Origin of the sequence: Pseudomonas sp. BF-RE-25, from assembly GCF_019956105.1 — a bacterium.
GTDB lineage: Bacteria > Pseudomonadota > Gammaproteobacteria > Pseudomonadales > Pseudomonadaceae > Aquipseudomonas > Aquipseudomonas migulae.
In genome coordinates this window covers 1-12,871 of record NZ_JAHBDB010000062.1, presented here as the reverse complement: position 1 = coordinate 12,871, position 12,871 = coordinate 1, and the positions used below count along the sequence as shown (strand labels likewise).

Annotated in this window: 11 protein-coding genes; 5 read left to right on the top strand and 6 right to left on the bottom strand. The window is 60.8% G+C overall.

Annotation, left to right across the window (positions count from 1 at the left end; translation table 11 throughout):
• The first annotated feature begins 104 nt into the window (after positions 1–104).
• Positions 105–854 carry a sulfite exporter TauE/SafE family protein gene (locus tag KGB24_RS23960; protein WP_223414390.1) on the top strand — a complete coding sequence of 250 codons (750 nt, stop codon included), beginning with the start codon at positions 105–107 and terminating at the stop codon, positions 852–854.
• On the opposite strand, the gene KGB24_RS23955 is transcribed toward KGB24_RS23960, so the two are convergent.
• Positions 844–1,698, bottom strand: a complete 855-nt coding sequence (locus KGB24_RS23955; RefSeq protein ID WP_008031417.1) for a LysR substrate-binding domain-containing protein — start codon at positions 1,696–1,698, stop codon at positions 844–846. The genes KGB24_RS23960 and KGB24_RS23955 overlap by 11 nt on opposite strands.
• Before the next feature lie 96 nt (positions 1,699–1,794).
• Between KGB24_RS23955 and KGB24_RS23950 the strand changes: the two genes are divergently transcribed.
• Positions 1,795–2,010 (top strand): DUF1127 domain-containing protein, encoded by a 216-nt coding sequence (locus KGB24_RS23950; RefSeq protein WP_008031420.1) that lies wholly within the window; start codon positions 1,795–1,797, stop codon positions 2,008–2,010.
• A 64-nt stretch (positions 2,011–2,074) separates the two neighbouring features.
• Entirely contained in the window at positions 2,075–3,304 is a 1,230-nt protein-coding gene (locus tag KGB24_RS23945) for a winged helix-turn-helix domain-containing protein (RefSeq protein WP_223414388.1), read from the top strand.
• A gap of 104 nt (positions 3,305–3,408) precedes the next feature.
• Here the strand turns inward: KGB24_RS23945 and KGB24_RS23940 are convergent, their stop codons facing one another.
• The gene (locus tag KGB24_RS23940) at positions 3,409–4,755 is read right to left on the bottom strand and encodes a class II 3-deoxy-7-phosphoheptulonate synthase (RefSeq protein WP_008031425.1); all 1,347 of its coding nucleotides are present in this window, start codon (positions 4,753–4,755) and stop codon (positions 3,409–3,411) included.
• A gap of 154 nt (positions 4,756–4,909) precedes the next feature.
• Here KGB24_RS23940 and KGB24_RS23935 point away from each other — a divergent pair, with 154 nt between their 5' ends.
• The gene (locus KGB24_RS23935; RefSeq protein ID WP_008031427.1) at positions 4,910–5,665 is read left to right on the top strand and encodes a spermidine synthase; all 756 of its coding nucleotides are present in this window, start codon (positions 4,910–4,912) and stop codon (positions 5,663–5,665) included.
• A 111-nt stretch (positions 5,666–5,776) separates the two neighbouring features.
• On the opposite strand, the gene KGB24_RS23930 is transcribed toward KGB24_RS23935, so the two are convergent.
• Positions 5,777–6,568, bottom strand: a complete 792-nt coding sequence (locus KGB24_RS23930) for a crotonase/enoyl-CoA hydratase family protein (protein WP_223414387.1) — start codon at positions 6,566–6,568, stop codon at positions 5,777–5,779.
• A 432-nt stretch (positions 6,569–7,000) separates the two neighbouring features.
• Here KGB24_RS23930 and KGB24_RS23925 point away from each other — a divergent pair, with 432 nt between their 5' ends.
• Positions 7,001–8,674, top strand: coding sequence for a DEAD/DEAH box helicase (locus KGB24_RS23925; RefSeq protein ID WP_008031432.1), 1,674 nt, complete (start codon positions 7,001–7,003; stop codon positions 8,672–8,674).
• Positions 8,675–8,890: 216 nt separating this feature from the next.
• On the opposite strand, the gene KGB24_RS23920 is transcribed toward KGB24_RS23925, so the two are convergent.
• The 3 genes from KGB24_RS23920 to KGB24_RS23910 form a co-directional block, all read right to left on the bottom strand.
• A complete protein-coding gene (locus KGB24_RS23920; RefSeq protein ID WP_223414386.1) occupies positions 8,891–11,047 on the bottom strand; it encodes a mechanosensitive ion channel family protein in 2,157 nt (718 codons plus the stop codon).
• Positions 11,048–11,125: 78 nt separating this feature from the next.
• A complete protein-coding gene (locus KGB24_RS23915; RefSeq protein ID WP_162130712.1) occupies positions 11,126–11,293 on the bottom strand; it encodes a hypothetical protein in 168 nt (55 codons plus the stop codon).
• Positions 11,294–11,423: 130 nt separating this feature from the next.
• Complete coding sequence (locus KGB24_RS23910; RefSeq protein ID WP_223414385.1) at positions 11,424–12,713, bottom strand: M18 family aminopeptidase; 1,290 nt, start codon at positions 12,711–12,713, stop codon at positions 11,424–11,426.
• Positions 12,714–12,871: the final 158 nt, after the last annotated feature.

Genomic DNA, 12,871 nt, shown 5'->3' with positions numbered 1-12,871 from the left:
TCAATGCTTATGCGAAGTTGGCACAGCCATTGTGCGTTGCTGTGCGTTTCCCCGCCAGCGCCGACTGCGTAGGATGAATGGCCTGAGATAAAAGGAAATCGGCCGTGATCGAGTTTTTGATTTACCTGGTATTTGGCGCAGCCCTGGGAACCCTCGGCGGCTTGTTTGGCATTGGCGGCGGTCTGATCGCGATTCCGTTGCTTGGCGTGTTGTTCGGTCTCGATCAGCAAATTGCCCAGGGCACTGCGCTGGTGATGGTCGTCCCTAACGTGATGCTGGCGCTATGGCGCTATCACCAGCGCAACAAAATCGAAATGCGCCACGCGCTGCCGTTGGCCTCGATGGGTTTTTGCTTTGCCTGGATCGGCTCCATCTGGGCGGTGGGTATTGATGCGCAAACCATGCGCATCGGATTTGTCGCCTTCCTGATCGCGCTGTCGGCCTACAACCTGTTGCGAATGTTCTACGCCAATGCGCCGGCTTCTTCGCAGATGAATTACGCCTGGCCATGGCTGGGTGTGCTCGGCGCGGCGTCCGGGACCATGGGCGGATTGTTTGGCGTGGGCGGGGCGGTGGTGGCAACACCGGTGCTGACCAGCCTGTTCGGCACCAGCCAAGTGGTGGCCCAAGGGTTGTCGCTGGCACTGGCATTACCCAGCACGGGCGTCACGCTGGTCACTTATGCCGTGCATCATCAAGTGGACTGGATGATCGGCGTGCCGTTGGCCGTGGGTGGACTGCTGAGCATCAGTTGGGGCGTGAAGATCGCCCATGCCATGCCGGAGCGCCTCCTGCGCGGGTTGTTCTGTGGCTTCCTGGTGCTGTGCGCGGTGATGCTCGCGTTTAAAGTTTGAAGCCGTCGACGATGTGCTCGGCCAGGCATTCGGTAATCGGTGACGGATTGTGCAGGTTGCGCACCAGCATGATGCTGGCTTCAGGCAGCAAGGGCAGGTCTTCGGCGTCACCGAGAATGCGCATGTCCGGGGTGATCAGGCTTTCCAGTTGTGCGGTGACGGCCAGGCCGGCGCTGACCACCGCCATGATCGCCGACAGGCTTGAGCTGTTGTAGGCAACGCGGTAGTCGCGACCCATCGCGTCCAGCGCATTGCAGGCCCACAGCCGGCAGAAACAATCACTGTTGAACATCGCCAGCGGCAACGGTGTCTGCTCGTGGGCGCTGTAGCATTGTGCTTCGGCCCAGACGAAACGTTCCTTGCGCAGCAACTGGCCGATCTCGTTGCCCGGCTCGCGGGTGACGATGGATAAATCCAGATCCTGGCGTAGCAGCAATTGTTTTGATGATTCGCAGTGCACCTCGATCTGGATCAGCGGATATGACTGGGCGAATCGCCGCAGAATCCCCGGCAGAAAACGCATCACGTAATCGTCCGGCGTGCCGATCCGCACCGTGCCGACCATGTGCGGTTCGCGCAGGGTGTTGAACACTTCGCTGTGCAACTTGAGGATGCGCCGGGCGTAACCCAGCAGCACCTGGCCTTCAGCGGTCAGCCGCACCTGGCGGCCGTCGCGCTGGAACAGTTGGCGTTGCAACACGTCCTCTTCCAGCCGCTTCATCTGCATGCTGACGGCGGATTGCGTACGGTTGACCAGCTCCCCTGCGCGGGTGAAACCGCCCTGATCGGCGATAGCCACAAAGGTGCGCAGCACTTCGGTGTCGATACTTGGGAAGGCGGACATACATCAATCTCCGAGATGTATTGCATAAGAAACATTCGTTGGATTGATCTTAGCCTTGGCGTGACACTTGAGCCATCCCAAACGGAGGGCAACAAGATGAAAGGTCAAAAAGGTTATGTCGAGGTAGAGAAACATTCCATCCACGTCGTCTCGGATTTGCTGCACAAGATCAGTCGCTGGTACGAATTGCACCGTGAACGCGAGTTGTTGGCGGGCATGAGCGACGAAGCGTTGAAGGACATCGGGCTCAGTCGTGCGGATGTCGAGCACGAAACCGTCCGCCCATTCTGGGATGACCCGATGCACAAATGAGTAAGCCACAACTACACAAACCGTCTCCCGGTGAGGTAGGTTGCGAGCAGACAAGGAGATGTTCATGCCCGCAACGCTGTCCTTTTCCATCAAACAGGCTCGACGCCTGGCGCTGGCCGCCCAAGGGTTCAACGGGCGCCAGCCGCCAGCGGCGATCAAAGCGGTGCAGCTCAATCGCCTGATCGAGCGGCTGGGCATCTTGCAGATCGATTCGGTCAATGCGTTGGTGCGTTCGCACTACCTTCCTTTGTTTTCCCGCCTCGGCAATTACTCACCCGACTTGCTCGACCAGGCTGCCTGGAGTTCGGGCCGGCGACGTACGCTGTTCGAATACTGGGGTCATGAAGCCTCGTTGCTGCCGCTGTCGATGTACCCGTTGATGCGCTGGCGCATGCAGCGCGCGAGTCGTGGCGAAGATATCTATCAGCAACTGGCACGTTTCGGGCGTGAGCAACAGGACACTGTCCGGCGGGTGCTGGCCTCGGTTGAAGAGCTCGGCGCGCTGGGCGCCGGCAGCCTTTCGACCCGTCAGGAGCGGGCAGGGCCGTGGTGGGACTGGAGCGCAGAAAAGCATGCGCTGGAATGGTTGTTCGCCGCCGGGGAAGTGACCGTGGCCGGGCGGCGAGGATTCGAGCGGCTCTATGATTTGCCCGAGCGGGTGATTCCTGCGGCGATTCTGCAGCAACCGTTGCTCGCGGAGGACGAGGCCCAGCGCGGGTTGCTGCAGCACGCCGCGAACGCCTTGGGTGTGGCGACGGAAAAGGACCTGCGCGATTACTTCCGGCTCAGCCCGGGTGATGCGCGTCCGCGCCTTGCGGAGCTGGTGGAAGCCGGGGAGCTGCTGACCTGTGAAGTCCAGGGTTGGCGGCAACCGGGCTTTTGTTTGCCAGAGCCGAAAGTGCCGCGCAAGGTCGAGGCCAGTGCCTTGCTGTCACCCTTCGATTCGCTGATCTGGGAGCGCAGTCGTACCGAGCGTTTGTTCGATTTTCGCTATCGGCTGGAGATTTATACGCCGCCGGACAAGCGGGTCTACGGCTATTACGTGTTGCCGTTTTTATACAACGAGCGGATTGCTGCGCGGGTGGATTTGCGTGCGGAGCGGGCGTTGGGGCGGTTGGCGGTGCATGCAGTGCATGAGGAAGAGCCGGGGCTGGATGAGGAAGGGATGCTGGCGTTGGCGGTGAATTTGCGGCGGATGGCGGATTGGCTGGGGTTGGAGCGGGTGCAATTGAATTGCCCGCGGGAGAGTGCGGGGCGGTTGCGGGTGGCATTGGCCGGTATTGGTGGTGTCTGAACTGATGCCATCGCGAGCAGGCTCGCTCCCACAGTTGACCGAGTTGTCCTGTCGGACACGGTCCAATGTGGGAGCGAGCCTGCTCGCGATGGGCGCAACACGGTTTACCGACGGACTTGCTTCAGGGTTTCGGCAATCAAAAACGCCAACTCCAGCGACTGATCCGCATTCATCCGCGGGTCGCAATGGGTGTGATACCGATCCGACAACCCGTCCTCGGTGATCGGTCGCGCACCACCAATGCACTCGGTGACATTCTGCCCGGTCATCTCGATGTGAATGCCGCCGGCATAGGTGCCTTCCGCTTCGTGCACCTGGAAGAACTGCTTCACCTCGCCAAGAATCTGCGCAAAGTCGCGGGTCTTGTAGCCGCTGCTGGCCTTGATGGTGTTGCCGTGCATCGGATCGGAACTCCAAAGCACTTGCTTGCCTTCACGCTGCACCGCGCGGATCAGTTGCGGCAAATGATCGCCAACCTTGTTCGCGCCCATCCGTGCGATCAGGTTCAAGCGACCTGGATCGTTGTCCGGGTTGAGCACGTCGATCAGGCGAATCAAGTCTTCCGGGTTCATGCTCGGGCCGACCTTGACCCCGATCGGGTTGTTCACCCCGCGCAGGAACTCGACGTGAGCGCCGTCGAGCTGACGGGTGCGGTCGCCGATCCACAACATGTGCGCCGAGCAATCGTAGTAATCGTTGGTCAGGCTGTCGCGACGCACGAAGGCTTCTTCGTAGTTCAGCAGCAGCGCTTCGTGAGCGGTGAAGAAACTGGTTTCGCGCAGTTGTGGCGAGCTGTCCATGCCGCAGGCGCGCATGAATGCCAGGGTTTCATCGATGCGATCGGCGAGGTGGCTGTATTTTTCCGCCAGCGCCGAGTTGGCGATGAAGTCCAGGTTCCATTTGTGCACCTGATGCAGGTCGGCAAAGCCGCCCTGGGCGAAGGCACGCAACAGGTTCAGGGTCGCGGTGGACTGGTGATAGGACTGGAGCAGACGCTCCGGGTCCGGCACACGGCTTTTTTCGTCGAAGCCGATGCCGTTGACGATGTCGCCACGGTAGGCGGGCAGGGTCACGCCGTCGATGGTTTCGTCGTTGGCCGAACGCGGTTTGGCGAACTGACCGGCCATGCGCCCGACCTTGACCACCGGGCAACCGGCGGCGAAGGTCATGACGATGGCCATTTGCAGCAGCACTTTAAAGGTGTCGCGGATTTTCGCGGCAGAGAACTCGGCGAAGCTTTCGGCGCAATCGCCGCCCTGCAACAGAAATGCGCGGCCCTGGGTCACTTCGGCAAACTGACGTCGCAACTCCCGGGCTTCACCGGCAAACACCAGCGGCGGATAACTCGCCAGGGTTTGCTCGACGTGCAGCAAATGCGCCGCGTCGGGGTAGTGGGGTTGTTGCTGGATCGGCAGGGCGCGCCAGCTGTCAGGGCTCCAGGGTTGGCTCATCACGGTCTCGGTTGTTTTACGCTCGGACGTTCATGTTATCAGCAAATTAGTGCGTGACCTGTTCCCGTCGCTTCGCGGACAATCGCGCTTTTGCCGCCTGATGTTGCGGTGCATTGCATTGCGTTGCCGGGCCCGGTGACGATCTGGAGACGAAATGACTGAGGAGCGCGTCGAGCATCTGCTCGCCGAGGTACAGGACGAGTTCGGCGTGATTCGCGTGCTGGAAGTGGCCGATTACCGTTTTCTCGAGTTCGGTGATGCCATCGAACAGAGCTGCGTGTTCACCGCCGACCCGAGCTGGCTCGAATACGATTACACCCGTGCCATGCTGATCGGCGCGTTGTGCCACGAGCAGCCGGAAAGCGCGCTGTTCCTCGGCCTCGGTGCCGGCACGCTGACCCAGGCTTGCCTGAAGTTCTTGCCGCTGGAAGATGTCGAAGCCATCGAGCTGCGGCCCGACGTGCCGCGCTTGGCCATCGAATACCTGGGGCTGGATGACGATCCGCGGCTGTACATCCGCGTCGGCGATGCGCTGGAGCTGCTCGATACCGCCGAGCCGGCCGACCTGATTTTCGTCGACCTTTATACCGATGTCGGGCCGGGTGTCGGGCATCTGGCCTGGAGCTTTCTGGAAAACTGTCAGAAACGCCTGAATCCGGGCGGCTGGCTGGTGATCAACCAGTGGGCCACCGATGATGGCAAGCCGTTGGGCGCGGCGCTGTTGCGTGGGCTCTATCACCGGCATTACTGGGAGTTGCCGGTGAAGGAGGGCAACGTGATTCTGCTCGTGCCGTCGGAGCTGGATCAGGAGCTGGACATGGAAGGGGTGGTTGCGCGGGCCGAAGGGCTGGCGCCACGGTTGGGGTATTCGTTGCAGTCGTTGATCAAGGCGATTCGCCCCGCGACCTGATGTGTCGTCTGTAAGGGCCTCATCGCGAGCAGGCTCACTCCCACAGGGGGACGCATTCCAAATGTGGGAGTGAGCCTGCTCGCGATGGGGCCGTAAAGGGCGACACAAATCTCAAACCCCTTTGAAAATGCCCGGTCGCTTCTCAACCATCGATCGCACACCTTCCTTCGCATCCTCACTCGCCAACAACTTCTTCACCAGCGGCGGCAACCCCAGCGCCGCGGATGTTTCGCCCTCATAACGCGCCTGCCGCGCCGACATCAACGTTGCCTGAACCCCCAGCGGCGCCTGCCGGGCAATCCGCTCCGCCAGCTCAATCGCCCGGGGCAGCAAATCCTCGCTGGCCATGACTTCCTGCACCAACCCCAGATGCAACGCGTCATGCGCATCGAATTCATCCCCGGTCAGCAGCCAGCGCATCGCATTGCCCCAACCGGCGACTTGATGCAGGCGCAATGTGGCCCCGCCGAACGGGAAAATCCCGCGCTGCACTTCTTTCTGGGCAAACCGGGTGTTACTGGCGCAGAGGTTGATGTCGGCGGCGAGCATCAACTCAATGCCAATGGTCAGGCAATAACCTTGCGCGGCGACGATCACCGGTTTGCTGACTCGCGGACCCGCGAACACGCCCCACGGATCGCAACCGCCAGGCGGTGCCTGCCAGCCCTCGGCCAGGGCCGAACTGGCGCTGATCAGGTCAAGCCCGGCGGTGAAATGCTCGCCATGGCCGAACACCACCGCCACCCGCGCTTCGCTGTCAGCCTCGAACTCACCGTAGGCCAGACTGAGTGCGTTGAGCAGGTCGAGGTCGAAGGCATTGCGCTTGGCCACCCGATCCAGGCCGATCAACAGGACATGGCCGCGCCTTTCACAGGTCACACGGCTGGTAACAGGTTGATTCATCGAACAATTCCTCGGACGGGAAGGGGTTTTAGGGGGTAGGCGAGGCCGCAGGTCCGAGTCACAACGGTGAACCGTTTTAGCGCCATCCCCAGCAGGGCCGGGCCTTTGAAAAATAGACCGTCGCACGATTATCCGCAAAGCCTGTGACACAACGGTGTATCCGTCAGTTTTCCGACAAATAATGCTCCCTTTTTGGGCGAATTCCGGTATAGTGCGCGCCGGCCTTTAACCGGGCCGCGTTTAGGTAGCGCAATTCCCCGAAGTCAGCTTCGGCTGCACGTCCGCACAGCGGACTCTCCCTTGACGAATCTTTTTCATTCATTCGTTTTCGCAAATCCCCGCCGACAAAGCAGCCAGGGCGACTCTTGAGTCTTACACGGCATGCGCAGCTTTGGAGCATGGGTCTTTGCGGATGCACTTAGAGGCAGACCCATGACCCAGGAAACCGGCGGCTTCGCCGCTTTTAATCTTAATCCGAATATCCTTGCAGCCGTCATTGCGACTGGCTACGAAGAGCCTTCGGCTATTCAGCAGCAATCGATCCCGATCATCATGGCCGGCCAGGACATGATTGGTCAGGCGCAAACCGGTACGGGTAAAACCGCTGCGTTCGCCCTGCCTATCCTGCACTGCATCGATCCTGCCAAGCGCGAGCCGCAAGCCCTGATCCTGGCGCCAACCCGTGAGTTGGCGCTGCAAGTAGCAACCGCTTTCGAAACCTACGCCAAGCAAATGCCAGGCGTTACCGTTGTGGCCGTTTACGGCGGCGCCCCTATGGGTCCACAACTGAAAGCAATCCGTAATGGCGCACAGATCGTTGTCGCCACTCCGGGCCGTCTGTGCGACCACCTGCGTCGCGACGAAAAAGTCCTGTCGACCGTGAACCACCTGGTTCTCGACGAAGCCGACGAAATGCTCAAACTGGGTTTCATGGACGACCTGGAAGTCATCTTCAAGGCCTTGCCTCCAACCCGTCAGACCGTATTGTTCTCGGCTACCCTGCCACAGTCGATCCGTGCCATTGCCGAACGCCACCTGCGCGATCCGCAACACGTGAAGATCCAGACCAAGACTCAGACCGTTACCGCGATCGAACAGGCTCACCTGTTGGTTCACGCTGACCAGAAGACCTCGGCTGTATTGAGCCTGCTGGAAGTCGAAGACTTCGACGCCCTGATCATGTTCGTGCGCACCAAGCAAGCGACCCTGGACCTGGCCAGCGCCCTGGAAGCCAAAGGCTACAAAGCTGCTGCGCTGAACGGTGACATTGCCCAGAACCAGCGTGAGCGCGTGATCGACTCCCTCAAGGATGGCCGTCTGGACATCGTTGTGGCGACCGACGTTGCCGCTCGTGGCCTGGACGTTCCGCGCATCACTCACGTGTTCAACGTTGACATGCCGTACGATCCGGAATCCTACGTTCACCGTATCGGCCGTACTGGCCGTGCCGGTCGCGAAGGTCGTGCACTGCTGCTGGTGACTCCGCGTGAGCGCCGCATGCTGCAAGTGATCGAGCGTGTAACCGGTCAGAAAGTTGCCGAAGTTCGCCTGCCGGACGCTCAGGCTGTTCTCGATGCCCGCATCAAGAAACTGACCAACAGCCTGTCGCCGCTGGTTGGCGATGCTGAATCGACTCACGGTGATCTGCTGGATCGCCTGACTGCCGATATCGGTTGCACGCCGCGTGCACTGGCTGCTGCCCTGCTGCGCAAGGCGACCAACGCTCAGGCGCTGACCCTGGCTGCAATCGAGAAAGAACGTCCACTGGTGCCGAACAACGCACCGCGTGGCGATCGTCCAGAGCGCACCGGTGATCGTCCGGACCGTGGTGATCGTGAGCGTCGCGCTCCGGTTCCATTGGCCGAAGGTCGTGCCCGTTGCCGTACCGCGCTGGGCGCGCGTGACGGTATCGCGGCGAAAAACCTGCTGGGTGCCATCCTCAACGAAGGTGGTCTGGCGCGTGAAGCGATCGGTCGCATCCAGGTGCGTGACAGCTTCAGCCTCGTCGAGCTGCCGGAAGATGGTCTGGAGCGTCTGCTGACCAAGCTGAAGGACACTCGCGTTGCCGGTAAGCAGTTGAAGCTGCGTCGCTATCGCGAAGATTGATCCGCCCCCGGGCTGATTGATCGAACATAAAAAATCCCCGACTGGTTCGGGGATTTTTTTTACCTGCGATTTGTTAAATACCGCCGGTCTTGGGCCGCAGATCCTGTGGGAGCGAGCCTGCTCGCGATGGTCGTGAACGATTACGTGTGCTGTCTGAATGAGCGCGGTGCCTGTGCGTCCATCGCGAGCAGGCTCGCTCCCACAGGTGGCCAAGGGTTAATCGGCTATTGGGCCGCCACCCGCCGTGACCACCTGCACACTCATGCGCGGTGTCGCCAGATCCAGCCCGGCTTCATCCAGGTGCCGTTTCAAGGACAGGTTGAACGCCCGGGAAACTTCCCACTGCTTGATCGGCGCGGTTTTGAAGCGGGCCCGCAGAATCGCGTTGCCTGACTCGAAACTCTCGACCCCTTGAATCTCCAGCGGCGACCAGATGTTGCGTCGTTGCAGTGGATCGGCGCGCATCTTCTGGCCGACGTCGCGCATCAGTTTGATCGCGTTATCGATGTCCATGTTCGAGGGGATCGCCACGCGAAAGATCGCGTAGCCGAACTCCCGCGAGTAGTTCTTGATGCTTTTGATTTCACTGAACGGGATGGTGTGGACGATGCCGTCGATGTCCCGCAGGCGCACGGTACGAATGGTCAGGCCCTCGACAGTGCCGAGGTGACCGCCGACATCCACGTAGTCGTCGATGGCCAGGGAGTCCTCAATGATGATGAACAGCCCGGTGATCAGGTCCGCGACCAACGATTGTGCGCCGAAACCGATGGCCAGACCGATCACGCCGGCACCGGCCAGCAGTGGCGTAACGTTCATGCCCATGTTCGCCAGGGCGACGATCAGCGCGACGATGAAAATCGCCACGAACAGCACGTTGCGGATCAGCGGCATCATCGTCTGCGCACGCGCGTTGGCCTGGCCTTTGCGCGAGCGGGTGAGGGCGTGGTGCACCGCCGTGTCGCTGAGGATCCAGATCAGCCAGGCAAAAATCAGTGTGCCGCCGAGGCTGAACAGTTTGACGCTGACTTCATGGCCTTCGCCTTCGGTGAACGCAATCAGCGACATGCCCCAGACCCGCAGGCCAAGTTCGATGAACGCCAGCCACACCAGCAAGTGGGCGAGGGTATAGAAGAAGCTTTTCAGACGTTCGGAATACAGTGCATGACGCTTCACGCCACGTTGCGGTTTCAGTGCATGCCGGCGTACCAGTCCGTTGATGACCATGCACAACACCAGCAGCACGGTGCAGATCAGCGATTGGCGCAACGCGGTGCTGGTGTCGCCGGCGGAAACGAACGTGGCGAACAGCGAGATGGCCACCAGAACCAACGCTGGCATGTACCAGAAAGTGCCGAGAATCTCGATGGTGTCGCTGAGTGCGCGGCGGGTCAGGCGCCGGGATAGCGGTTGGTTGCGGATCAAGTGGGCGATGGGGCGTCGGAAGCGCAGGATGAACAGCCCGGTAGACAGCGCGGCCAGCACGTTGGCGATGGTGGCGGCGGTGTGCGCCAAATGGCTGCCGAGGCTGGCGACCAGTCGCGGGTCGTTCAAGGCTTCGCCGAACGCGGCAAAACTGCCGATCAGCCACAGCGGCCGAAAGGCCTGATGCCGCAGGATGTACAAGGCGCGGTGGCGGTGTGGCCCGTCGAGCAAGGAAAAGGCGATCACACAGATCGCCGAAAAACACGTGCCGACCACCAGCGCATAGGCCAGCACCATCGCCAGGCTTTTGCCCAATGACGAGGGCAGGGCGTAGGTCATGTAGACGGTCATCACCAGGGCGATCAGCCAAGGCCCGAGTTTGCGCAGGGCAAAGCGCAACATGTCGAGGGCCTTGGGATGCTGCGGTAATTCTTCGGTCAGGCCAAAGCGCATCCGTACCCGGTGACCGAGCCAGATCAGCGCGGCGGCCAGCAGGCTCCAGACCATCAGAATCATGGCGAAGCCAAAGATGATCGGCAGCCATTCATTGGCCGGCAACACCAACCCTGCCAGTTCTTCCTTGGCCAGATCAAACTCGTCGGACCAGCGTGTGAGCGGGCTGTCAGCGCCGGAGAATTGTTTTTCAAAATTGGCCAGCGTGCCGCCAATCAGGCCCAACACGCCTTCTTCGGCAGCCGGTTGGGCTTTTTTGGTGGCGTCGCGCAGCTTCTTCAGGTCGGCCAGCAATTTGCTGCGTTGCTGATCGTTCTCCAGTGACTTGATGACTTCGTCGAGGGATTGCCCGAGGGGTTCTTGCGCCTCGGGCTGGGTTTTCGCCGAGCTGTTGAGCAAGCTCGGTAAACCGACGGCCTGGGCCGGCATGACCGGCAGCAGCGCCATCAGGCAGACGAGGAAAAGGCTGGGCAGGGCAAAAAGACGAGCGAACACTAGGCGGTCAACCTTGAAAAGAGCAGGTCGACCGAGTGTACGAGCCCGCCAAAATCAATGCGAGCCGAGGGCGAGGATTTATTCGTTGAGTTTGGCGAGGATCTTGAAGACCACGGTAGCGAGGATGGTCAGCATGCCGATCCACATCGCGAACACGCCGGCATTCTTGTCGCGGAAGTTGAAGCCGATCGCCAGCAGGATCATCCCGGCAAGAATCGGGATCAGCATGGCGTGAAATGAAGACATCGAGATCATGAGCGACTGCCTTGTCGGAGGGGATAATTTAAGTCTAGCGTTTTTAACACGTGTAGGAGCCGGCTTGCCGGCGATAGCGATTTCAAGGACGCCATCGCCGGCAAGCCGGCTCCTACAGGGATTACGGCAGCTCTTGGCTGGCGTAGAACGCGCTCAGCACTTTCACCAGGTGCGCCAGATCATGACTGCCGCACAGCTCGCGGATCGAGTGCATGGCGAATGTCGGCAGGCCGATGTCCACGGTGCGCACGCCCAGGTGGCTGGCGGTGATCGGGCCGATGGTCGAGCCGCAGCCCATGTCGCTGCGCACCACGAAGCTTTGCACCGGCACTTCTTCGGCCATGCACAGATGGCGGAAGAACCCGGCGGTTTCGCTGTTGGTGGCGTAACGCTGGTTGCTGTTGACCTTGATCACCGGGCCGGCGTTGAGTTTCGGGCCGTGGTTGGCGTCGTGCTTGTCGGCGTAGTTGGGGTGTACGCCGTGGGCATTGTCGGCCGAGACCAGCAGGGATTTCTGAATGGTGCGTACGAATTCATCACCTTCGGGCAACAAGCGACGCAGCGTCTGTTCCAGCATCGGGCCGTCAGCGCCACAGGCCGAGCAGGATCCGACTTCTTCGTGGTCATTGGCGACCAGTACGCAGGTTTCGTCGGTTTCAGCCGTCAGCAACGCTTGCAGGCTGGCGTAGCAGGACAGCAGGTTGTCGAGGCGCGCACCGGCGATGAAGTCGCCATGCAGGCCGATGACCGCAGCGCTCTGGGTGTCGTAGAAGCTCAGCTCGTAGTCGAGCACCACGTCGGCGTTCAGGCCATGTTCGAGAGCAAGTTGATTGGTGAGCACGGCGCGGAAGTCCACGCGCTCGTCACCGGCGAACTGCGCGAGGATCGGCGGCAATTCGGTCTGGGCGTTGATCGCCCAACCCATGTTGGCTTCACGATTGAGGTGAATGGCCAGGTTCGGAATGATCGCAATCGGCGTCTTGAAGTCGATCAGCTGGCTCTCGACCTTGCCGTCGCGGCGGAAGGTCACGCGGCCCGCCAGGGATAGATCGCGGTCGAACCACGGAGCCAGCAGTGCGCCGCCATACACTTCGACACCCAGTTGCCAGAAACCCTGGCGTTGCAGTTCCGGCTGGGGTTTGACCCGCAGGCACGGGCTGTCGGTATGGGCGCCGACCAGGCGGATACCGCCGTGCAGGGGAGAGTGACGGCCCATTTTGACGGCGACAATCGAAGAGTCGTTACGGGTGACGTAGTAACGGCCGTTGGCTTCAGTGGTCCAGGGCTCGCGTTCGTCGAGACGCTGATAGCCCGCCGCTTCCAGGCGCTGAACAAGGCTGGCGGTGGCATGAAACGGGGTAGGGGAGGCCTTGAGGAAATCGATCAGGCCTTGGTTCAACTCTTCGCGCATAAATAGCTCCAGACAGCAATGGCGCAAGTTTACCGTATTGGCTGGAGAATTGGCGGTGGGCTGCTGATGGAGTGGCCCCCCAATTGACTCGGAGTAGATCCTCTGTAGGAGCGAGGCTTGCCCGCGAAAGCGGACTGTCAATCAAAGTTGATGTCGAT

Excerpts from the sequence above, each read along its gene's own strand:
- KGB24_RS23955 (WP_008031417.1), bottom strand. The coding sequence starts at position 1,698 with ATGTCCGCCTTCCCAAGTATCGACACCGAAGTGCTGCGCACCTTTGTG.
- KGB24_RS23950 (WP_008031420.1), top strand. The coding sequence starts at position 1,795 with ATGAAAGGTCAAAAAGGTTATGTCGAGGTAGAGAAACATTCCATCCAC.
- KGB24_RS23945 (WP_223414388.1), top strand. The coding sequence starts at position 2,075 with ATGCCCGCAACGCTGTCCTTTTCCATCAAACAGGCTCGACGCCTGGCG.
- KGB24_RS23940 (WP_008031425.1), bottom strand. The coding sequence starts at position 4,755 with ATGAGCCAACCCTGGAGCCCTGACAGCTGGCGCGCCCTGCCGATCCAG.
- KGB24_RS23935 (WP_008031427.1), top strand. The coding sequence starts at position 4,910 with ATGACTGAGGAGCGCGTCGAGCATCTGCTCGCCGAGGTACAGGACGAG.
- KGB24_RS23930 (WP_223414387.1), bottom strand. The coding sequence starts at position 6,568 with ATGAATCAACCTGTTACCAGCCGTGTGACCTGTGAAAGGCGCGGCCAT.
- KGB24_RS23925 (WP_008031432.1), top strand. The coding sequence starts at position 7,001 with ATGACCCAGGAAACCGGCGGCTTCGCCGCTTTTAATCTTAATCCGAAT.
- KGB24_RS23915 (WP_162130712.1), bottom strand. The coding sequence starts at position 11,293 with ATGTCTTCATTTCACGCCATGCTGATCCCGATTCTTGCCGGGATGATC.
- KGB24_RS23910 (WP_223414385.1), bottom strand. The coding sequence starts at position 12,713 with ATGCGCGAAGAGTTGAACCAAGGCCTGATCGATTTCCTCAAGGCCTCC.